The organism is Clostridium aromativorans, from assembly GCF_020908015.1.
Taxonomy (GTDB): Bacteria; Bacillota; Clostridia; order Clostridiales; family Clostridiaceae; genus Clostridium_B; species Clostridium_B aromativorans.
In genome coordinates, this window is sequence record NZ_JAJJPB010000007.1 from 54890 (window position 1) to 76968 (window position 22079).

Genomic DNA, 22079 nt, shown 5'->3' on the forward strand with positions numbered 1-22079 from the left:
AATAAATTAAGGGCAAATTACCGCTGTAAAACAGCATCTAATTTGCCCTTGATAAAAGTTATTTATTCTACTTTTCCTATATCTGACAGTTCAAGGCCCTTGTTGTGTTCCAGTGCCCAGCTGATATTCCATTCACTTTGAAATATCAATATATCTCTTCCCTTTAAGTCCTTTACTTTTTTTGTATCACTTGTTAAAATTAAATTTTCTAATGCTGTTTTAGAGTTCTCTATCCACCTTATAGCTCTGTAAGGTAAGACATCTATTTTTATATCCACATTGTATTCACTTTTCATCCTATATTCTAATACTTCAAACTGGAGTAATCCCACTACACCTATGATGATTTCCTCAATGCCTATATTTAATTCCTTAAATACTTGAATTGCACCTTCCTGTGAGATCTCTGTTATTCCCTTTATAAACTGTTTTCTTTTCATGGTATCTATGGTTTTAACTCTGGCGAAATGTTCGGGTGCGAAAACGGGAATACTTTCAAATTTAAATTTTTTATCAGGAGAACAGAGGGTATCTCCTATACTGTAAATCCCTGGATCAAATACACCTATTATGTCCCCGGCATATGCTTCTTCTACTATTTCTCTGTCCTGAGCTAAAAATTGCTGTGGTTGGGAGAGTTTGACTTTACTTTTTCCCTGTATGTGAAATACTTCCATTCCTTTTTTGAATTTCCCAGAGCATATTCTCATAAATGCAATTCTATCTCTATGAGAGGGATTCATATTGGCCTGTATTTTAAATACAAAGGCTGAGAACCTGGGATCAAAAGCGTCTATTTCCCCAATGTCAGATTTTCTGGGCAATGGCGGTGAGGTTAAATTTAAAAATTCTTTTAAGAAGGGCTCTACCCCGAAATTTGTAAGGGCACTGCCGAAAAACACGGGAGTAAGCATACCCTTTCTAACTTCTTTCATATTAAATTTATCTCCAGCTATATCCAAAAGTTCTATATCTTCCTGAAGCTTTTTGTGGAGAGGTTCTCCCAGAAGATCCTTAAATACGGCATCTTCCACCGTACCTTCTACAGATGTTACTGCAGTTTGACCATGATTGCCTCCATTGAAAACTTCTATTAAATTTTTTTTTCTGTCATATATACCTTTAAAATCTTTACCGGATCCTATGGGCCAGTTCATTGGGTAAGATTTTATACCAAGTACATTTTCTATGTCCTCCATTAGTTCAAAAGGATCTTTGCTTTCTCTATCCATCTTATTTATGAATGTAAATATGGGAATTCCTCTCAAACTGCATACATTAAAAAGTTTTTTAGTCTGGGCTTCAACTCCCTTTGCAGCATCAATAACCATTACAGCACTGTCTGCAGCCATTAAAGTTCTATATGTATCCTCACTAAAATCCTGATGTCCTGGTGTATCCAGTATATTTATACAGTAATTATCGTAATTGAATTGCATTACTGATGAAGTTACAGAAATTCCTCTCTTTTTCTCAATGTCCATCCAGTCTGATACTGCATGTTTTGTAGCTTTTCTAGCCTTAACTGAACCTGCAAGTCTTATGGCACCACCGTATAATAGCAGCTTTTCAGTAAGGGTTGTTTTACCAGCGTCCGGGTGAGATATTATTGCGAAAGTTCTTCTTTTTTCTATCTCTTTTCTTAAGTCTGCCACTACATTTTCTCTCCTATTCTCTCTATTAGTTAGTTCCATTACTGATTTTAACTTTATTATATATTAATGTCAACTTCAGATAAATATAGTGTTGACAAGTGTATTTTAAAAACAAATTAGTTTTTCATGGTGTACAAATAATAATTATTAACATAAATAGGTTTTCTATTTTTGTAGTAGAATATATTTAAAGGTTTTTCAAATAATATTTTAGTCTTGTCCAATATAAAATCTGACAATTTTACAGTTACATATGCCAAAATCATACCGGCAATTATGTCTATTACCCAGTGAATTTCAAGATACAGGGTTGAATATATTACGCTCAGGCAAAAAAATCCAAAGATAAATTTGAATATTTTATTTCTTTCCCTAAGTGCCAATAAGAACATGGCAAAGCATATAGATGTATGCATAGAAGGAAAACAATTGAGTGTAATTCCAGCAGCAGCTTTAGAACTTAAGTGTCTGGCCAGTCCATCAGGTTGTCCAAGTACATACCATACCTCTTGCAGGTGAAAGGTAAGGTAAAATGGAGTTATCAAGAATATTTGCAGAACATGGGCGGATAATGTATAACGAAGCATCTTTTTTAAATCCATAATTAATGCAGATCTGTATAATGCCAATAGAACGGGAAGTACAAAACCATTGTTGTATACCATTCTGAAAAACCAGGTTAGAGTTTCTGATTTATATACTCTTGCAAAACTTCCATCATTAAAAGGTATACTGCTGAAAATGGGATTTAGATTTACTATTATATCTTTTTTAATCTGCCATCGTAACATTTTACCCCAGAATCCATATCCATGTTTATTTATATAAAATATAAACAGGAAAAAAACAGTACATATTAATAGAAATGGAATTAATTTAACATCGTGTCTAATGTCTTTATAAACAGTAAAACATATTAAAGCAAGCATAAATAAATATATTTTGCTGGTTAGACTGATGGATGAATAAGGTGCTATGTGCAGGGCTCTGTGTAAAAAAAATAAACCTATAAGCACAAAATAGTACCTTTTTAATAGTTCCAGAAGTTCTAGGCATATATATTTTGCTCTTCTCCATATTTTTTTTTCTACTAATTTTTGCATAAAATTATAACCTCCCTATGTACAAGATAAATTATATCATGAGTAAAACAGTAAGTATATAAGATATTCGCATATACTTACTGTTTTTTAAAGTACATAGAGAGGTTGGTGAAAATCATAAAAAATTGTAAATTTATGTGTGTTTTTTCCTGGTAACTAATAGATCCAATGTAAAGACAGAGATACATATTAAAAGCAAAATGTTTATAGATATTGCTCCTATTCTTAACATTAATCCTATGAAAAATAATATAACTATAAGATTACAAAGCCATTTGAAAAATGTCATTGTTTCCTCCTCTTAAATCTATTATTCAATATATATTATTACCCTTATTGAGCAAAGTTATTATAAAATAAAATTGTACCCATACATTTTGACTTTTTTGTAAACAAAAATATAATAGTACTAACTTATAATTAGAGAAAGGATTGACCGTAATGGAACAAAAAAAATTAAGCATTAGTGATCTAAAAGTTCGAGATATCATTCAAGTAGCACTTATGGCAGCGGTAACCTATATTGCTACAGCTGTAATCAATATACCGACAGGAGTTGTGTTTAGGGGAGTCGTACATCTGGGAGACAGCATGGTACTTTTAGCAGCAGTACTTTTGGGAAGAAAAAAAGGTTTTTTTTCAGCTGCTATAGGAATGAGTTTATTTGATATTCTTTCACCTTATGCTATTTGGGCGCCCTTTACTTTTTTTATAAAGGGTATTATGGCGTGGATTGCGGCAGCAATTGCCTATAGAGGAAAATATAATGGGGAAAAGCTGTGGAATAATGTACTAGCATTTGCTATGGCTTGCGTCTGGATGATAGCAGCGTATTATACAGCCGGAGTTTTAATGATGCATTACATAACCAATATAGGTTTCTCCCAGGCACTTGTATTATCAGCGGCAGAAATTCCGGGAAATATTGCACAGAGCATTGTGGGAATGGCTATAGCACTTCCACTGGCAAAAGTTTTAAAAAGAGTAAATTTGGTAAAATAGAAATGTTGGGAATTATGCAGCTAAGTTGCTGACGGTAAATAAGTAAAAGAGAGGATAAACCTCTCTTTATTTATCTTCTCATTCTGTTTTTCTCCGCTTTTCTCTTCTTTCTACATTCTGGGCATCTTACAGGGTCATTTTCAAATCCTTTTTCTTTATAAAATTCCTGTTCACCTTCAGTAAACACGAATTCCTTTCCACAGTCCTTACATATGATTGTCTTATCTGCCATTTAAATAAACCTCCTTAACCAGGACTAATTTTATTCTTGATAATCTACCTCCTAGGGTTAAGGAGAATATAGTACCTTGAAAAAATTTGACCTAATATACATAAATTATAATTAGAGTAAAACTCTATTCACATTATACCATATTCTAATAAAAAAGCAATGTTTTAGAAGAATATTGCTTTCCCCAATTTATTGATATAACTGAAATACAGAATATATAGCAGTAAGAGTCATTTGGAATTTTAACAAGAGTAATATATAATAAAAAATAAAAGGCATATGTTAAAATTGAGGTTGTTTTTATGGATATAAAAAAATTTCTTAGTTTGTTGAAAAGATCAGAAGGACCTAAATTGGATTTTAAACAGTGCATAAATGTTGAAAATGATAGTGGAAGAAAAGAACTGGCCAAGGATATATGTGCTATAGCTAATTCTAGAGGGGGTAGGGGCTACCTCATAATAGGAATTGAAGATAAAACAAAAAGAATACTTGGTGTTGATAAAATAAATTTTAGCGAGGAAAAAATACAACAGATAATTAGTTCTAGAATTGATCCTCCAATACCGGTGTCACTCCAAATCCTAAAGTATAATAACAAAAATATAGCTGTTATAAATATATATAACAGTCCCCAAAGACCCTACCAGATGAGAGACAATGGAGCTTTTTATATAAGAAGAGGCTCAACTAATGATACTATGCGCAAACAGGAAATAATCTCTGCTCTTCAGGAAAATCTAATTATAGATGTGGAACTTTGTCCAATACCCCACAGTGATTTGAACTGCATAGATGATAACATAGTACGCAGATATTTTTTATCCCAGGGAATAGAGATTACTGATGACAATAAAATAGAGTTAATGGAGAACGCTTCAATAATATATATGGACAAAAATTCGGGGAAATATATGGCCACCTTGGGTGGGCTGCTGGTATTCTCCAGAGTTAATAATATATGTGTGCCCCATAACATGATAAAAATAGTCAATAAGGTTAATAAAAATTTTAAATCCGTTGTTGTAATTCAAGGGGATTTGCTCTCTATGATGGACAAAGCAGAGGAGACAGTTAAGGAGATTATAAATGTGAAATCATATCCTGTGGAAGCGGTAAATGAAGGAATAAGAGAAGCTATAGTGTATAGAGATTATTCGGATTTTTCCAGGGGAATAGAGGTTGTGTTAGGGTATAATAGCATGGTGGTAACCAGTCCGGGTATTTTAATAAATAGAAGGAATGCAAATTTTTATAATTATTTAAATAGGAATATGTGGATATATGAAAAGATAATAGCTCTTGATACTAAAGAGAGATCTGTGAATATTTCATCTGGTTTTAATAGAATGCGGAAAAAGTTTAAAAATAAGGGAAAGGTTAAATTTATAAATTCTATGAAGAATTATAATTTTAAAGTAATTTATCCCGGCATTAAAAATTTCAAATGATGTGAGGTGGTAATGCAAAAAATGTAGTGATTTTTATTATAAATTATTATATAGCTGTTGAAAAAATATTCTGAACATTATATAATCTATGTATAAGGATGGCACCTAAATATTAAATTAAGGGGTGATAGAAATGATTCATGTGTTTTGCAGCAAAAGAGGTTCAGGAAAAACAAAAGAGCTGATTAATTTGGCTAATGAAAAAGCAAATATAGGAAGGGGGCATATTGTTTATGTAGATGATGACAAACGACCGTCATTTCAATTAAACAGGGAAATAAGGTTTATAGCTACAAGTGATTTTAAATTAAAAAAGATGGAAACTTTTTATGGTTTTTTGTGCGGCATACTTTCAGAGGACTATGATATTGATACAATCTTTGTTGATGGGTTGTTTAATATTATAGATGGGAATCTTGAAGATATGTCGCATTTGTTTTATAATATTGAAAAATTATCGGCAGAATATAGAGTGAATTTTTATATAAGCATAAATGAAGAAGAGGAAAAAATACCAGAATTTATTATGAAGTATGTGGCCTAATTGAGCTGCTTATTGATGCGAAAACAATTTAATCTTTATAATATACTTAAGACTGGAAAGGTTTCCAGTCTTAATATTTTATCTGACAAATATCATTGCTATTGTCTCTAATTTTTTGAAATCATCAGGTGATAAATAATGCCAATGTTGTAAAATTGCAATATCTGGGTAAAATATTGAAAAAGATAAGCTTTGAATATATACTATACATTATAACAGCTGTACTTATTATTTGAAAGGTTGTGATTTTGATTGACTAATGTTTATGACATATTATTAGAACGTGGTTACATAAAACAAACTACTCATGAAGAAGAGATAAGAGAATTATTGGGAAGAGAAAAAATAACGTTTTATATAGGATTTGATCCTACCGCAGATAGCCTTCATGTAGGACATTTTTTACAGATGATGGTTATGTCTTATATGCAAAAAGCAGGGCATAGACCTATAGCTCTGCTTGGTGGAGGCACAGGTATGGTGGGCGATCCAACCGGCAAAACTGATATGAGAAAAATGTTGACTCCTGAACAGATACAACATAACGTTGAATGCTTTAAAAAACAATTTTCAAGACTTATAGATTTAAAAGACGGAAAGGCCATTATAGAGAACAATGCCAAATGGCTCTTGAATCTGAACTATATAAATTTTTTAAGAGAGGTAGGAGTTCATTTTTCTGTAAATAAAATGCTTACAGCGGAATGTTTTAAACAGAGGCTTCAAAAGGGACTGTCTTTTCTTGAATTCAATTATATGTTAATGCAGGCTTATGATTTTTTAGAATTAAACAGAAGGTACAATTGTGTACTTCAGTTTGGAGGAGATGATCAGTGGTCAAATATTATTGCAGGAGTAGATCTGATTAGAAGAAAAGAGCATAAACCTGCTTATGGAATGACATTTACGCTTTTGACTAAAAGCGATGGCAAGAAAATGGGTAAAACTGAAGGTGGAGCACTTTGGTTAGACAAGGAAAAAACATCACCTTATGATTTCTATCAGTATTGGAGAAATATAGATGATGCTGATGTTGAAAAATGCTTGACGCTTTTAACTTTCCTTCCAATGGATCAAGTTAAAAGACTTGGAGCACTTCCTGGAGAGAAGATAAATGAAGCTAAAAAAACTTTGGCCTATGAAGTTACTAAGCTTGTACATGGAAAGGATGAGGCTGAAAAAGCTAAAAAGGCTTCAGAGACATTGTTTGTTGGTGGTCATGATATGGGAAATATACCTACAGTGGAAACAACTAAAAATTCTTTAGGGTGTTCTATAGTGGAATTTTTAGTTGAACTGCACATATTGCCATCTAAAAGTGAGGCCAGGAGACTTATAAATCAGAATGGTCTGACTGTAAATGATAAGAAAGTCGGAGATCCTAATTTTATTGTTACAGAAGATGACTTTAAAAATGGATATATGCTTGTAAGGAAAGGTAAGAAAAATTATAATAGAATTGTACTTAAATAAATAGGATATAACTTATCCAGGACAGCTGTTTTAATAGATTTGTAAATCATATTAAACAAATTTTGTCCTGGATGAGCCTTTAAATATTATGTTTCCACATTATTATGGCATCTTCTTTATTGTCCATATAATATGACTTTCTTATACCTTCTTCTACAAATCCATATTTTTTATAGAGATTTTGAGCAATTAGGTTGGACTTTCTTACTTCTAAAGTCATGCTGGTTATGAGTTCAATTTTACATATTTCTATGAGTGCATCTAGCAGAGCACTTCCAATACCAAATCCCCTGTATTCAGGATGGACTGCTATATTTGTTATGTGTCCTTCATCTAATATATGCCACATACCTGCATACCCCATTAGTATGTCAAGTTTTTTAGCAACTACGTATTTAGCAAGGGTATTGCTTTTAATTTCTCTTTCAAGAGATTCCCTTGACCAGGGTGTGGGAAAACACATATTGTTTATTGCAAGTACGCTGTCAATATATTCTGGCTTTAAAGGACATATTTCCACATCAATCATTTTTAAAAGACCCCAATTTTTTTTCATATTCTCTTTCTGCCTGGGATTTTCTCAAATAGAAAGGGGCAAATTTGTAAAGATCATCTTGTAGACCAGAAATTAAGAGCTTTAACCCTAGTTCGCCTAAGGAAGAGGCTTTTACTAAGTTTAAGTGCACAGGTGCAAAATGAGAATCTTTTACCTCTGAAGTTAATTTCTCCTTAAATTTTGGTATGGCGTCTCCTATAAAGTATATAGGTTTATTATGGCGATTTAGCAGATCAATTAGATCATCAATGGAGATAATCATATATCTGCTCATAATATTTAAATTATCATTGACAAAGTTATAAATTGCAGTGTATACATTTCCTCTGAGAGCGTCCAGTATTGGGCATATAATACCTGGAGTATAGCATAAATTATAGGCTAGAGCATCTAGAGAAGATACCCCAATAAAAGGTTTTCCCGTACCCTGGCTTAGTCCCTTGATTACAGCGGCTCCAATTCTGAGACCTGTGAAGGAACCAGGCCCTTTGGAAACAACAAATCCATCTAAGGAGTTTATGTCTATGTTTAAGTCTTTCAAAAGTCTATCTATTATAGGCATTAGAACTGTAGAATGTTGTTTCTTATAATTAAAAGTAATTTCACCAAATAGTTTATATTCATCCAGTATAGCACATGTTGCTGATTCGGTAGAAGAATCCAAACTTAAAATTTTCATATTTCTATTTTAACTCCTTTATATAATTATATCTATTTCCATGGTGTTTTATTATTATTTTTCTGAAGTCAAGACCTTTTTCTGGCATCTTATAAATACTTACCCATATACATTCTTCTGGTATTAGTTCTTTAATATAATCAGCCCATTCTATAACACTTACAGCAGAACTGAAAATATATTCATCAAATCCTATAGATGATATTTCGTCTATATCGTTCACCCTGTACACGTCAAAATGAAAGAGTTTTAGTCTTCCCTCATATTCATTTACTATAGTAAAAGTTGGGCTTGTTATAGTGGTGTTTATTTTAAGACCCGATGCTATACCTTTGGTAAAGTAGGTTTTACCAGTGCCAAGATCACCTTTAAGACAGATTATGTCACCGGCATTCAATAAATTTCCCAATCTTTTTCCCAAATCCATGGTATCTTCCACACTTTTTGAAACGTATTCCAATTATTTCATCTCCCGAGTATCTTTCTTCTTACAAGAAGCTGCTATATATTTTTTAGAAGAATGTGAGGAAATATATATAACTTCTTTTAAATAATTTAGTGCATTAGAACATATAAAATTTTCAAGTGCCATATTATCCATTATACTAAAAGCTTTCACAGAAGATAAGCCCTTTCTGTAAGGTCTATCTTCCGTAAGTGCCTGATATATATCACATACCGCCATAATTCTGGATTCTTCAGATAGATCATCCGACTTTAAACCACGCGGATATCCCTTGCCGTTTAATTTTTCATGGTGATTTGATGCCCACTCGCTTATGTTGGGTATATCCTCTATTCTGTCTAAAATTATTTTGGTGTAATAAGCATGGGATTTTATTATATTAAATTCCTCATCTGTCAAAGAATCGTTTTTATCCAATATGTATAGGGGAATAGCTAACTTACCTATATCGTGAAGAAGACCTGCAATTTTCATCTCACGACATTTTTCTACAGGATATCCAATGTGTTTTGAGACCCTGTAGGCTAAATTTGCTATACCCTTGGAGTGAGTTGCAGTAAATTTACTTTTATTATCTATTATATTTGCAAATATCACGGATATATCCTCAAATTCATCTATGCCCATAAACATGTTTAGGTTTGGATGCATTTTGTCTAATATGAAACTGGCAAAAGATATGTTTTGAAGATTTAACCAGAATATATCGTGCATTGCACTCTTTAAAAAAGCACTTACGATTGTTTCGGAGAAAATTTTGTTGCAATTATTTTTAACCCATTTTATAATATTATCCTTTTGTTGAAAGTTAGACAAATTTTCATTATATAATATTTCTATTAAATCGGAGATTCTTATTACTTGACTTTCTATGGGAATTTCATTTTCAGATAATTTCATAGGTCCACTGCCATTAAAATTTTCATGATGATATAATATTATAGTGGACAGATCCTTGAATATGGGAAAGTGTTCTGTTATTTTAGCTCCAATTTTACAGTGCTCTTTTATAAAAAGATTGGCAGAGTGGCTTTTGTCATAAAGAAAGTTTGCTGCCCCTATATCATGCAATAACGCTGATACGTAGATTCTATCTTTGCATTTTTGGTTTAGATTTATTTGATTTGCAATTTCAAGTGCTATGTATGTAGTTCTCTGGGAATGATGCATGAACTTATGATCGGAATAATTTACATTGGTTATATTTTCAATAATAGGATCATTTCCCGGAAAATTGTTATAATTGGAGCTTATCTGGGCTAAATCAAGAGCTATTGCCATAGATCTTATTGTTTTATCGATACTAACTTTCATGGTTAAACCTCCATTTAGTGGTATATTAACTATATATAATTCTATCACAATAAAATGATCTGATAAACATATTATAGTTAAGCACATAAAGAGTGATTTATGAATTATAAAAGTAATTTGCAATGTTAGATCACTTTATGTAAAATATATTTGTTATTATCTAATTTATCCGAACTTAAGAATCACTTGATCAAGGTACTACTATTTTATTTTAAAATGTAGGGAGAAAGGTGAAAAACTTGAAAAGATTAGTAAGTTTAATTATGCTTTTTTTGATAATATTTTTTGCATCCTGTAGTGGCAAGAATTATAATGAAACAGATAAAAATGTTAATAAATTGGCTGTGAGAAAAGATGTGGAATTAAATATAGTAACTACTGACAAACTTTTGTACAATATGGTAAAATCCATAGTTAAAGATAGACATGTAGTTGAATACATGTTCAATAATAGGTCAGGTGAAATGAATTTTAAATTTACAGAAGATAGTGTAAACAATATATCTAAAAAAGATCTCTTTTTTTACGTAGGAGCAGGTTTTGAACCTTGGATAGATAGTTTTGTAGATAAATTAAATAAGAACAAAGTTGGAGTAACTAACGTTTCTAGAGGAGTGCAGCTTTTAACTTATAATAAAACAGTAAAATATGATGGCAGGATTTTAAAGTATAATCCATATTATTTTACTAATATTGATAATTATAGAATAATGCTTATGAATATAAAAAATGCACTTCAAGACAAGGATCCACAGAATAGGGATATTTATGAGAAGAACTTTTCTGAAGCATTGAAGAATCTTAATAGTTATAAAAATGATTTAAAATCTGTAGATGATCAACTGAGTGACTATAATTTTATTGTGGCTGAAGATCAACTGAGCTATTTTGTAAAATACAACAATTTAAATGCTCTGGAGATAAATCCCGGGGAAAATGGCAGTATAATTCCCAAAGATCCAGATGAAAAGCAAAGTTTAGAGCAGAAATTAAAAAATAGTAATATGATATTTTTATATAATGATGAAGCTATATTAAAAGATAATGCTGAAATATTGAAAGATTATAATATAAAGGCGGTAAAAATAGAAATTTATGACGGAGATCTTACATATGAAGATACTCTCAAATACAATATTAAAAATTTGGGAAATATTTATAAGAGATAAAAAACTTGCAATTTACTATTTTATATTATATAATAAATAACGTCTTAGGGGTATAGCTCAATTGGTAGAGTAGCGGTCTCCAAAACCGTTGGTTGAGGGTTCGAAGCCTTCTACCCCTGCCATTTTTAAAATGAAAACCGTACAGAAATCGCACAAGGTGCAAAAGTTGAAGAGCTGATTTAATATAGGCTCTTTTTTTTTATGGTGCACTATTAGTAATAGACAGGGTGAATTAGTCTGCTTTATAAAATTTATTTGTTTAAATAATAGATAGCTTGTGAGAAGGGCTGTCTATTATTTTTTCAGAATTATTTATTTTTACTTTGATACCGAGCCATGTTTCATATATGTACCTTGTGCTTTAAATTAAATTTTCAGTATATGTGCTATATTTTCTCCCAATACTGCTTTTGCAATGGACTGTGACTTGGCAACCTTCAATATGGTTTCCTTGGATAGATCAAGGTCACCAAAAGGCCTGTCCACTCCAAAAATACATTTATCAGGTAATTCGTTGATAACAGTTCTTAAAACAAGTGTGGAGTAATATGCAGAGGTATCGAGAAATAAGTTGGAGGTTTCTTTTACAATATCCATTGTTTCAAGCCAGTTGATTCCACCCAGGTGTCCGAGAATAACAGGAGTAGAGAGATATTTCCGTGCAAAATTGGATACTTCTTTAATATCCTGTAATGTAAGTGGGAAAAAAGCATGTATCCAAATTGGAAGATTTCCGAATTCACCTGATAGTTTGAAGATATTTTTCAAAAGAGGAATTTGTCCACTTCCAAGGGTGAATTCACCCATTCCTGCCAGATGATTTTTCTCAATATTATCTGAGATATATTGCCTTGTAGTGCTCAAATCCAATCCTAGAGGTACAGCACCAAATCCAATGTAGCGATGAGGATACAAATTAATAGCTTTTACCAGTTCTTCAATTGATTTTTTTCGTATTTCTGTCATATTTCCCTTTTTACCGGCCAACAGCTCATTGAGATAATTCATTGAGGCTTTTACCTCCTGTGTATTTTTATCCAATTCAGGATGAAATGACGTGGAAAATAACACTGTCTTGTCCACCCCCGCACAATCCATGATTTTTATATGTTCTTCCACAGGTAAAGTAAGATGAGAATGTCCATCGATAATCATAGTATCACTCCTAGTTTTAAAAATTTGATTATCTCTATTATATCCGGTATAAATACAAATAATAGTATGCACTTTTTTGTGTTATACTATCATAAAGGAGAGTAATGATATGTCAGAAAAGCTTTGTTATGTAGGAAATAAGGAGCCCTTTGAGTACACTTTGTCAATTATAAATGGGAAATGGAAATTGAAGATAATTTATTTGCTGGCTTGCATGGGAACTGTAAGATATGGTGTATTGAAAAAAAATATTGATGGAATTACCCATAAAATGCTGAGTTCACAGTTAAAAGAACTGCAGAATAAAGGTATTGTACTGAGAAGGCAGTATATGCAGATTCCTCCTAAAGTAGAATATTTTCTCAGCAAAAAGGGAAAAAGTCTCATACCCCTTGTAAAAGTCATGTGTCAATGGGGAAGGAATCATGGTATCTAACAGGAATTTTTTAAGAATAATAAAGAATATATTAATCATGAGGAGGGGATAAAATGGGAATTGCCATAGTAACCGGTGCTTCAAGTGGGCTTGGCAGAGAGTTTGTTTATCAGATTGCCTCTAAAGAGAAAAATATCAGTGAAATTTGGGTCATTGCCAGACGGGAAGAACGCCTTAAGGAATTGACTGCCAGAGTTGACGTTCCAATTGAGCTTTTGCCCCTTGACCTTATTAAAAGAGAAAGTATTGATTATTTTATAGAATATTTGAAAGCTCAAAAACCACAGGTGGATATACTAGTAAATGCAGCTGGATTCGGTAAAATTGGAAGTTATAGTGATATAAGTCTTTTGGACAGTGACAATATGATAGATTTGAATTGTCGTGCTGCTGTCGATATGACTGTAGCGGTGCTGCCATACATGAAAAGGAGAAGTCGTATTATTGAAATATGCTCAACAGCTGCATTTCAGCCATTTCAATACCTGAATGTATATGCTGCTACCAAGGCATTTCTTTATAGGTACAGCAGGGCTCTGAGAATAGAATTACTGCCGAGAGGCATTCATGTGACAGCAGTCTGCCCTTACTGGATTAAAGATACTGAATTTATTCCCAAAGCCAAACATAGCAGGGATGGTAGAAAAATAAGAAATTTTATATTTGCAGGTAGGGCAAAAAATGTGGCAGCTATAGCACTTAATGACAGCAGGATTGGGCTGCCGGTATCTACTCCGGGACCAGTATGTTTTATTCACAGAATAGTGGCCAAATTTATTCCCCATGAGATCATGATATGGTTGTGGGAGTTGATAAGAAGACTATAGATAATTGGATAAAAATAGTGATTGATCAAAACAGCAGATTCTATTAGAATCTGCTGTTTTGATACCAAATGATGTTACTTGATCCATTGAACTAAATCTGTCAAGGACGGCCTGGTTTTGGGCCTTGGTTCCTTTTTCCTGTATCCAAAAGCTACCATACAGGAAACTCCAAATTTTTCTCTGTTCAGTAACCCCTCTTTTGCCAGAATTTCTTCTACCTGATCTCTGTTAAATCCTTCTATAGGACAAGAGTCAATTCCTATAAGGGCAGCTGCTGTCATCATATTTCCAAGAGCTATATAAGTTTGCTTGCATCCCCAGTCAAACAGGGCCCTGTCACTTTCCAGTAATTTAAAATCGTTTTTCTGGAAGTTTTCATATCCCTTTTTTCTTTGATCAATTACATTTTGAGGAAGTTTTTGGACATCTTCCATGATATGTGATATATATTTGGAGTTGTATATCAGATCTGGTGTTTTTCTCGATAGTATTACTATAAAGTGACTTGCATCAGGGAGTTTGAGTTTTGCACCCCAGCTTACAGGAGATATTTTTTGCCTGATTTCTCTATTTTGAAGTATTAAAAATTTCCATGGTATGAACCCAAAAGAACTGGGGGATAATTTGCCTACTTCAAGTATATAATTGAAATCGTCATCTGAAACCTTTTTTGTACCATCAAATTCTTTGCAAGCGTGTCTGAATTTATATGCTTTTAATACCTGTTCTTTAATATTTTCTTTATCCATAATGATCACCTTTTTTATATAAATTTAATGCATTCTATATATTTATTATACTTTATTTTATTAGCAAGAAAATAAGATTTTGAATATTAAGAAAATATAATTGCAATATTAAACAATTTATAACTGTAGAACAATATAGTTGAACATTCAACTAAAAAATGATAAACTGATTATAGTGAAAACTTCAATTGTATTTATGAGAGGTGAAAGATATAACAAATTTATATAGCTGTATATTGAGAGAGATAGGAGCTTTGTCACGTTGTATTCATTTTATGAGTGATGTTAAATTCAAGGAGATAAAATTGCAAAAAGGCCAATTTATGTTTCTTACCAGGATATGTGAGAATCCTGGAATTAATCAGGTGGATTTATCAAATCTTTTGAAAGTAGATAAAACAACTACTACAAAAGCCATACAAAAACTCGTTGAAGCTGATTATATAGATAGAAAAAGAGACGATGTGGATAAAAGGATGTGGAGACTTTATCCAAGTAAAAGGGCATTGGATATATATTCTTTCATTATTGATGAAGAAAATAAATATATCCAAATTTGTTTCTGCAATCTTGATGAAAGAGAAAAAAAGTTAGCCTATAAATTAGCAAAAAAAATGAGGGAAAATGTTGAGAGTGTCTGGGAAAAATCAAAAAATTTTTAAGCAATCTGGTAATATGTCAAGATAGTTTTTAAAAGATTTCGATATGTTTTTCTTAAAAAAGGGTACACGAAATAGACGTTCGAATTTTTTGACAAAAAATCGAATATCAGTTCGAGTTGATATGAAGTTCGGTGTCTAATTTTTCACCGGTGTACAGTTGGTTTTTGACCAGCAAACCAAAAACGAGTCGTACGAATTTACGAGATGTCAACGCAAGTGCTCTTTTATGCTGATGTTTCGGAACTTCGCTGTATTTTTTAGCGTAGTAATTCCGGTACTCAGGAATGTGCCTTCTGACACTGTTGGCGGCTTCACCAAGATAATAACGCAGATAAGTATTACCAGCTTTCTGCATACAAGTGTCTTCTCCATCGAAATCACCAGACTGATTTTTTGACCAAGTAAGCCCTGTATACTTGGCTAAAGCATCAGATGAATGAAAAATATTTATATCGCCAATTTCAGCAATGATTCCAGCGGCAAACACAGGACCGATACCATTAATTGATTTGAGAATGGTAAGTGCATTCGGATTCATGCCTTTGATTGTTTTTTCAATGGCATCATCAATAGCCTTGATTTCTTTCTTAAAAGTATCAATACAGTTGAAAGAACTTGCCAAAGAGATGTTTAAAGGCTCATAAAGGCATTTGTCAAGGCGATAGGAATCCTTTGCAGCTTTCTTCAAAAGCTCAGTGGTTTTTGAAATATCTGTAATTCTGTTCTTGCTTTTTTCAGCAATGAATGCAAGCAGCTCTTCTTCAGAAGCATCCATAATCTCTTGAGGAGATAAATATTCTGTAAGAATAGCAGATGAAGTGGCACCATAAATGTTGCTAAATGGCCGCTTTTCTCCACTAAGGAGCTGTAATTCACTGAATTTGAGATATAAGTTAGAAACCATATATGTTTTCTCTCTGGTAATGCATTCTGTCAGATGCAAGCGATGTCTGGTAAGACGTTTTAAAGCTAAAAATTGGCTTCCACGCCAAGGCTGTATTTCGATTAAACCAGCTCTTGCAAAATCAGCAATAATAAAGGCATCCAAAGGATCCGTTTTAGCCATAGCAGTAAAGGCTTTCCTATAGTTAGCTGTCATCTTTGGATTTAGACAGAAAACATAAGGTTTGAATGGAAGCAATATTGGGCAAGTAGAAAGATGGTTCGCTATGTGAATGTTATAAACAGAAGTAGATTCCATAGCAATCACAATGGTATTCAAATCAGAATGAGCAACCATGCAATCTTTGATTAAAGCAGAGAGCTCATCTGCACCAGGCTGATTGTTGGAGAAAGAAGACTGTATATATTTATTTTTGTAAAAATCCATTGCATAAACAACATTGGATTTGGAACTGACATCAATACCGACAAACAAAGTAGACATAAAGTTAATCTTTAACATGATATCACCATCCTTTCCGATTAAGTATTTTTGAAATCTGAAGCAAAAGGTTTATCCCGTGCATCATATAGTGACCGCAACCTCGCGTAATCAGCATGCACCCTGCCAGCTTTTTTGCTGGAGCTACAACAGGAGATGAAACATCTGTGTAAGCGGAATATGCCACATGAACCAGGCTGAAAGCTTAAAAAGCAGACACAACAAGCCGTTGGCTGAAAGGAGTGAAAGCAGTGCCTTTGGACATCAGACTCTGCTGATATCATACCACGGGATAACCTTTATTGAATATATAAATATTAATTGTATAGATGGGAATAGGATGAGGAAGAATCCCTCAAAGATGTCTCCTACCTCTATACTATAAAAAAGATAAGTTTATAACCAGTTTTTCTTGGATATAAACTTATTATACGAGGAGTGGTATTATGATAAGAAAGGCAAATGTGAGGGATATAGAGGATATAATGAAAATTATAAAACGGACCGTTGAGGAAATGCATACCTACAATAATACTCAATGGGATGAAAATTATCCAAGGAAAGAGGATTTTATAAATGACATTCAAAAAGAGAGTTTATTTGTGTTGGAAAGAGAAAGGCATTTAGCTGGTTTTGTATGTATTAATAAAGTGGAACCAGCTGAATATGGTGATTTAAATTGGACATTAAATGAAGAGGCTGCGATTGTTCACAGAATGGCTGTTAACTCAAATTATAGAAGAATTGGCATTGGCACTGAATTACTGAAATTAGCTGAGAGACTTGCACTCAAAAGCAATGTCAGATATTTAAAAACTGATACATATTCAGTAAATACAAAGATGAATTCATTATTTAAAAAGTGTGATTACAAATTTATTGGGGAGATTAATTTTTTAGGAAAGGAAAAGCCATTTAACTGTTATGAAAAGATATTAGATCCGGATAAGTATGTTATTTAAAATAATTATCAAATGATTCTCAGGTTCAGATGGAGTTTGCTAATAATGACAGAGAGGGAAAGAAAAATGAAAGATGTAATGAGAGTAAGAAATGTGAAGTTGGGAGACGGAATTCCTAAGATTGCAGTACCTTTTATGGGTTCTAATGATGAAGATATTGTTGAGGAAATAACATATTTAAAAACAATCAATTTGGACTTGGCGGAGTGGAGAATTGATTATTATGAGGATGTGTATAATATTCGAAAAGTGAAAAAAATCCTTGCAAAGATTAGGAAAGTTTTAGGTGATATTCCTCTGATCTTTACTCTTAGAACTGCCAAAGAAGGTGGAAAAAAGAAAATTACAGTGGAATACTATAAAAAACTTATAGAGTCAATTGCAGCTACTGGCGATGTTGACATTGTTGATATTGAATTGTCCATTGGAAGTGATGAATTGGTGAGGGAAATGGTGGGTACAGTGCACCGACATGGTATAAAAGTTATTATTTCCAGCCATGATTTTGAAAATACACCTGAGAAGAATACGTTGGTGGAAAAGATGTGCAGAATGCAGTATCTAGGTGCGGACTTACCTAAAATTGCGGTAATGCCTTCCAGTGCCCAAGATGTGCTTGATTTATTAGCTGCTACTAATGAGATGGTATGCTGTCATGGCCAAACTCCGGTTATCACTATATCTATGGGCTCATTAGGTATCATCAGCCGAATAGCAGGTGAAATTTTTGGTTCAGCAGTTACTTTTGGATCAGCTAAATCCGCCTCTGCTCCGGGACAATTAGAAGCAGGTGAGTTATATAAAGTGCTTCGACTTATTGCCTGCAAATAGGTAACTATAGGATTGGCATAATTGTGTATGTTATCACTTTAATGAAGATTGATAGGATACAGATATCTACAATAAAATATATAGACGCCAGATAGGGTATATTATTCTTAAATCATTTTTTTATGTTGATTTAAAAATAATTGACAGAGGAGAAATTTGAAATGGATAGATCTAAAATAATTATGAACAGCGGTACTGAGTATTTTGTAGATAAAGATCCCCAACGAGTTATTTCGGATTATGGGTGTATAGAAGATAAGTTTTTGGAAATTCAAGATTGTAGGAATAATAATAGAGTAATCATTAATATAAATAATATATCTTCAATTGAACCTTGTAAATACAAAAAATACGTAGTTACACTGGAAGAATAAATATAAAACTAAAGATAATATGTACTTAAATAGAGAAGCATATCAAGTGATTCTCAGGTTCGGATGAAATTTTTGTACGTATAGAATATTTTTTATCATCTGAAGCCTATAGAAATTTATCTATAAATGTAACATTATTTATCATCTTCCACTCTCGGGAATCTGGGGGAATTGGCAATAACAGCCATAAGATAAATATTTAATAATTTGACTAATATGCTTCTCTATTAAGGTAGAAAATTTACTGAGACCTGAGGCCATTTTTATTCAAAATTTTATAACGAGAATTATGAAATCTGTTTTAAATGATAAAGTACAGCACTTAATTTAAATATATCTGTGATTATAATCAATTATTGCACCCATTATCTTCTTTGGAATTTGTCTGGTGCTCTGGTTCATAATCTGTTTCAGAATCAGGGAATAATGGACTCAAGTTTTGATCTGGATAAAACTTTGGCACTGGTGATCTATTGAATTTGTCGCATACATTTTCTTCAGGCTCAGGTTCGCATGGTTCCTTAGGAACTGGACAGTAGCTGTAAGCTGGTATTAGCAGCTGTACTATAAGTTCACATTTTACAATTATATAGTATCCCAAAGTGATATCTAAAACTTTGCAATTATTTTCATCTTCATGCAATACGGCTTGAAGTACATCAGCCACCATTTCGAGTTTTATAATGTTGTCTATTTCATCTTTTGAACTGTTTGATTGGTTGCAGGATACTTTAGACAATGAATCTGGGCAATAGAATTTGCCAATTACATCTTGTCTGTTTATTTCGAATAGCTCGCTTTTATTTACTGCATTACAGTCGATATAATCTGCATAAAATGAAATAGTATAACAAATGATTAATTTTTTGAAGCCATTCTCACATGAAAGTGGTATTTTTTCTATTGATGTCAATGTAATTTTAAAATCTCTACAGCCAATGTATATTTTTGGATTATCTAATGGATTGCTTCTCAATTCATAATCTGTTGTAGCTGTATCGGGCCCTTCACAATAGGAAATGCATCTTTTAATCAAGCATTGATCAAAAACTTTAGGAACTTCTACACAAACTAATTCTGAAGGATCTGGTAAATGCCCTTGTTTGTTTACGAGGCCTGGACGGGGCACAAATTTATTAAAATTTATGGACATAGATTTTCCTCCTTTAAATATTATAATTTAACTGTCCGCGGTATACCGTAGGCATTTGTTTATCTGTTTTTTACCATTAGTTTTTTATATTTTTCTCCACTATGAGAAGATAAATTGATACTATACAATGTAATAACTCATTGGGAGGAAAGATATAGTTTGTTTTAACAACATGAAGTAATCAATATTTTCACAGATGATTTATGAAGTCTCTGTTTTTATTTGAGAATTTTTAATATTCTTCATTAATGTAAAAAGTTGAACGATTTGTACAGAAAAAGTTATATCGTCTTACATTATATATTATGTTTGAGTATCATAGTTGTGATATCCAAACATAATATATTTAATAAAATTTTATAAAATGTGGGTTATAAATTATATTAACAAAAATATAATTTAAAGGGGTGAAAGATATTATGGCAAATATATATCCGTGGATATTTAATATCAATAATGATATGTGGAAAATCTATTTAAACGATACTGATGTATTGATGTATAAATTGATACATGATCAGGGGAAATGGACAAAAGAGAAATTTATTGATGTGGAAGTAATTGAATTCGCTGTCTGTGTTGAAGATGAAATGATTCATATTATATATGTTAACAAGAAATATGAGATGAGATATTGTACTATGAAGGATGGTAAATGGTTCGGAAGGTTACTTTATCATATAGATAAAAATCAGTTTAAAATTGAAAGCTTAAAAGCTGTAATTTTAAAGGGTAAATTAAATTTTTTTTATTTGCTTAAAGCATTTGATGGTAGTAAACATGGAATTTTAAAGCATTACATATGGGATGGAAAAGAAATAAAATTTTACACTATTCAGAATATAGTTTTATCGAGTAAAGTTGACAAATACTATGATATAGAAATAGGCAATAATGATTGCATTAATGTCTTTTTCCTTTCAGATAGTGGAGATGAAATATCATTATCTTATTGTAAATATGAAAGCAATTTATGGACTTCGGATAAGAGGCTTTATGGATTACAAGGCGATAATATATTGTTCAAAGTGGCGAGTGATTCTGGTATGTTTAATATAATTAATAGGACTAAAGAAGGATCAACATATTTACTTGAACATGTTTGTATTGAAAGTGACATTTATATGAAAAAGTGTGAAGTTTATAAAAGCAAAATAAAACCTATTGAACCAATCATATTTTATGAAAATAATAAACTTTTTATTTGTTGGCAAGAAAATAATAATGTGCTTTGCTCAAGTTACAGATTTGGAAAATGGAGTCGACATATTCCCTTCAATAAAGATTCAAAAACTGAAATTAAGATATATAATTTTATTAATATTAGAGAAAGTAAACAGTCATATATAGTTTATGGAACAGAAAAAGATGGATTATTTGTTTTTTCGCCTGCAGATTTGGCAGAAAATATTATAAAGTTGTTGAAAGAAGAGGTAAGCGGCGAAAGCTTGAATATTGGCCAAGAGGATGAAAGCATTGAAGAAATAAAGGAAAAATTTAAAAGTATTTGTCATGAGAATATTATCCTTAAGGAGAAGATTGATTCTTTTAGTGTTTATTTACAAAATAAAAAACATGTTGCAGATGAATATGAAAATAAACTTTCTAGAATTATTGAACAGAAAAAGAGATTAGAAGAAAATTTAAATTTTTTTATGGAGGTCAAAAAAAATATCGAAAAACAAATGGATGAAGTAAAACGTCAGTTTTCAAGTCAGCAAATAATTACAAAGAGTGTACAGGATAAATTAGAGGAGAAAGAAAAAAATAATCAGTTACTAAAGAAAAAGGTGGATTATCTGATTGAAGAGAATAAAAAACTTAAGGATCAATTAGAAACTGAAAAGAATCAGTCATTCGTGGCAAAATTATTTGGGAAAAAAGATCATGGCTTATAAATGT

General features: G+C 32.0%; 24 protein-coding genes and 1 tRNA gene. 14 read left to right on the forward strand and 11 right to left on the reverse strand.

Features of this window, described 5'->3' with window-relative positions; all coding sequences use genetic code 11:
* Window positions 1–62: 62 nt before the first annotated feature.
* Together LN736_RS07700 and LN736_RS07705 are read right to left on the reverse strand one after the other, a co-directional pair.
* Entirely contained in the window at window positions 63–1655 is a 1593-nt protein-coding gene (locus tag LN736_RS07700) for a peptide chain release factor 3 (protein WP_150356824.1), read from the reverse strand.
* A gap of 116 nt (window positions 1656–1771) precedes the next feature.
* Window positions 1772–2758 carry a phosphatase PAP2 family protein gene (locus tag LN736_RS07705; RefSeq protein ID WP_229981295.1) on the reverse strand — a complete coding sequence of 329 codons (987 nt, stop codon included), beginning with the start codon at window positions 2756–2758 and terminating at the stop codon, window positions 1772–1774.
* Between the two features lie 441 nt (window positions 2759–3199).
* Here LN736_RS07705 and LN736_RS07710 point away from each other — a divergent pair, with 441 nt between their 5' ends.
* Window positions 3200–3760 carry an ECF transporter S component gene (locus LN736_RS07710; RefSeq protein WP_150356822.1) on the forward strand — a complete coding sequence of 187 codons (561 nt, stop codon included), beginning with the start codon at window positions 3200–3202 and terminating at the stop codon, window positions 3758–3760.
* Window positions 3761–3830: 70 nt separating this feature from the next.
* Here the strand turns inward: LN736_RS07710 and LN736_RS07715 are convergent, their stop codons facing one another.
* Window positions 3831–3992, reverse strand: coding sequence for a zinc-ribbon domain-containing protein (locus LN736_RS07715; RefSeq protein ID WP_150356821.1), 162 nt, complete (start codon window positions 3990–3992; stop codon window positions 3831–3833).
* Between the two features lie 302 nt (window positions 3993–4294).
* On the opposite strand from LN736_RS07715, the gene LN736_RS07720 reads away from it, so the two are divergent.
* From LN736_RS07720 to tyrS, 3 genes are all read left to right on the forward strand, one after another.
* A complete protein-coding gene (locus LN736_RS07720) occupies window positions 4295–5443 on the forward strand; it encodes an AlbA family DNA-binding domain-containing protein (RefSeq protein ID WP_229981296.1) in 1149 nt (382 codons plus the stop codon).
* Between the two features lie 133 nt (window positions 5444–5576).
* On the forward strand, window positions 5577–5987 hold the full coding sequence (locus tag LN736_RS07725) for a hypothetical protein (protein ID WP_150356819.1): 411 nt from the start codon (window positions 5577–5579) through the stop codon (window positions 5985–5987).
* Between the two features lie 252 nt (window positions 5988–6239).
* Window positions 6240–7460, forward strand: coding sequence for a tyrosine--tRNA ligase (gene tyrS, locus LN736_RS07730; RefSeq protein WP_179978420.1), 1221 nt, complete (start codon window positions 6240–6242; stop codon window positions 7458–7460).
* Between the two features lie 79 nt (window positions 7461–7539).
* Here the strand turns inward: tyrS and rimI are convergent, their stop codons facing one another.
* Genes rimI through LN736_RS07750 form a run of 4 tightly spaced genes read right to left on the reverse strand, consistent with a single transcriptional unit; the run spans window position 7540 to window position 10475 of the window.
* Window positions 7540–7989, reverse strand: a complete 450-nt coding sequence (rimI, locus tag LN736_RS07735; RefSeq protein WP_150356829.1) for a ribosomal protein S18-alanine N-acetyltransferase — start codon at window positions 7987–7989, stop codon at window positions 7540–7542.
* Window positions 7982–8695, reverse strand: a complete 714-nt coding sequence (tsaB, locus tag LN736_RS07740) for a tRNA (adenosine(37)-N6)-threonylcarbamoyltransferase complex dimerization subunit type 1 TsaB (RefSeq protein WP_150356817.1) — start codon at window positions 8693–8695, stop codon at window positions 7982–7984. Before tsaB ends, rimI begins: the two co-directional genes overlap by 8 nt.
* Before the next feature lie 4 nt (window positions 8696–8699).
* A complete protein-coding gene (tsaE, locus tag LN736_RS07745) occupies window positions 8700–9155 on the reverse strand; it encodes a tRNA (adenosine(37)-N6)-threonylcarbamoyltransferase complex ATPase subunit type 1 TsaE (protein ID WP_229981297.1) in 456 nt (151 codons plus the stop codon).
* Window positions 9156–10475 (reverse strand): HD-GYP domain-containing protein, encoded by a 1320-nt coding sequence (locus LN736_RS07750; RefSeq protein WP_229981298.1) that lies wholly within the window; start codon window positions 10473–10475, stop codon window positions 9156–9158.
* Window positions 10476–10705: 230 nt separating this feature from the next.
* Between LN736_RS07750 and LN736_RS07755 the strand changes: the two genes are divergently transcribed.
* Entirely contained in the window at window positions 10706–11644 is a 939-nt protein-coding gene (locus LN736_RS07755) for a metal ABC transporter substrate-binding protein (RefSeq protein WP_229981299.1), read from the forward strand.
* A 46-nt stretch (window positions 11645–11690) separates the two neighbouring features.
* A tRNA-Trp gene (locus LN736_RS07760) sits at window positions 11691–11766 on the forward strand.
* Window positions 11767–12010: 244 nt separating this feature from the next.
* Here the strand turns inward: LN736_RS07760 and LN736_RS07765 are convergent.
* Window positions 12011–12799 carry an amidohydrolase family protein gene (locus tag LN736_RS07765; protein ID WP_229981300.1) on the reverse strand — a complete coding sequence of 263 codons (789 nt, stop codon included), beginning with the start codon at window positions 12797–12799 and terminating at the stop codon, window positions 12011–12013.
* A gap of 109 nt (window positions 12800–12908) precedes the next feature.
* Between LN736_RS07765 and LN736_RS07770 the strand changes: the two genes are divergently transcribed.
* Entirely contained in the window at window positions 12909–13235 is a 327-nt protein-coding gene (locus tag LN736_RS07770) for a winged helix-turn-helix transcriptional regulator (RefSeq protein WP_150356793.1), read from the forward strand.
* A 53-nt stretch (window positions 13236–13288) separates the two neighbouring features.
* On the forward strand, window positions 13289–14062 hold the full coding sequence (locus tag LN736_RS07775) for an SDR family NAD(P)-dependent oxidoreductase (protein WP_150356792.1): 774 nt from the start codon (window positions 13289–13291) through the stop codon (window positions 14060–14062).
* 74 nt (window positions 14063–14136) lie between these two features.
* Here the strand turns inward: LN736_RS07775 and LN736_RS07780 are convergent, their stop codons facing one another.
* Complete coding sequence (locus tag LN736_RS07780; protein WP_229981301.1) at window positions 14137–14811, reverse strand: NAD(P)H-dependent oxidoreductase; 675 nt, start codon at window positions 14809–14811, stop codon at window positions 14137–14139.
* A gap of 254 nt (window positions 14812–15065) precedes the next feature.
* Here LN736_RS07780 and LN736_RS07785 point away from each other — a divergent pair, with 254 nt between their 5' ends.
* Window positions 15066–15473 carry a MarR family transcriptional regulator gene (locus LN736_RS07785; protein ID WP_407647120.1) on the forward strand — a complete coding sequence of 136 codons (408 nt, stop codon included), beginning with the start codon at window positions 15066–15068 and terminating at the stop codon, window positions 15471–15473.
* 106 nt (window positions 15474–15579) lie between these two features.
* Here the strand turns inward: LN736_RS07785 and LN736_RS07790 are convergent, their stop codons facing one another.
* Window positions 15580–16878: an IS110 family RNA-guided transposase gene (locus tag LN736_RS07790; RefSeq protein WP_229981302.1), complete on the reverse strand. Its 1299-nt coding sequence runs from the start codon at window positions 16876–16878 to the stop codon at window positions 15580–15582.
* A 166-nt stretch (window positions 16879–17044) separates the two neighbouring features.
* Here LN736_RS07790 and LN736_RS07795 point away from each other — a divergent pair, with 166 nt between their 5' ends.
* The 4 genes from LN736_RS07795 to LN736_RS07810 all read left to right on the forward strand — a co-directional run bounded on the left by LN736_RS07795 (window position 17045) and on the right by LN736_RS07810 (window position 19024).
* Window positions 17045–17242 (forward strand): hypothetical protein, encoded by a 198-nt coding sequence (locus tag LN736_RS07795; RefSeq protein WP_229981303.1) that lies wholly within the window; start codon window positions 17045–17047, stop codon window positions 17240–17242.
* Window positions 17243–17303: 61 nt separating this feature from the next.
* A complete protein-coding gene (locus LN736_RS07800) occupies window positions 17304–17819 on the forward strand; it encodes a GNAT family N-acetyltransferase (protein ID WP_179978422.1) in 516 nt (171 codons plus the stop codon).
* A gap of 66 nt (window positions 17820–17885) precedes the next feature.
* A complete protein-coding gene (aroD, locus tag LN736_RS07805; RefSeq protein ID WP_179978423.1) occupies window positions 17886–18650 on the forward strand; it encodes a type I 3-dehydroquinate dehydratase in 765 nt (254 codons plus the stop codon).
* Window positions 18651–18811: 161 nt separating this feature from the next.
* The gene (locus LN736_RS07810; protein WP_150356788.1) at window positions 18812–19024 is read left to right on the forward strand and encodes a hypothetical protein; all 213 of its coding nucleotides are present in this window, start codon (window positions 18812–18814) and stop codon (window positions 19022–19024) included.
* Between the two features lie 349 nt (window positions 19025–19373).
* On the opposite strand, the gene LN736_RS07815 is transcribed toward LN736_RS07810, so the two are convergent.
* The gene (locus tag LN736_RS07815; protein ID WP_150356787.1) at window positions 19374–20177 is read right to left on the reverse strand and encodes a hypothetical protein; all 804 of its coding nucleotides are present in this window, start codon (window positions 20175–20177) and stop codon (window positions 19374–19376) included.
* Window positions 20178–20596: 419 nt separating this feature from the next.
* Here LN736_RS07815 and LN736_RS07820 point away from each other — a divergent pair, with 419 nt between their 5' ends.
* A complete protein-coding gene (locus LN736_RS07820; protein WP_150358954.1) occupies window positions 20597–22075 on the forward strand; it encodes a hypothetical protein in 1479 nt (492 codons plus the stop codon).
* The last annotated feature ends 4 nt before the right edge of the window (window positions 22076–22079 follow it).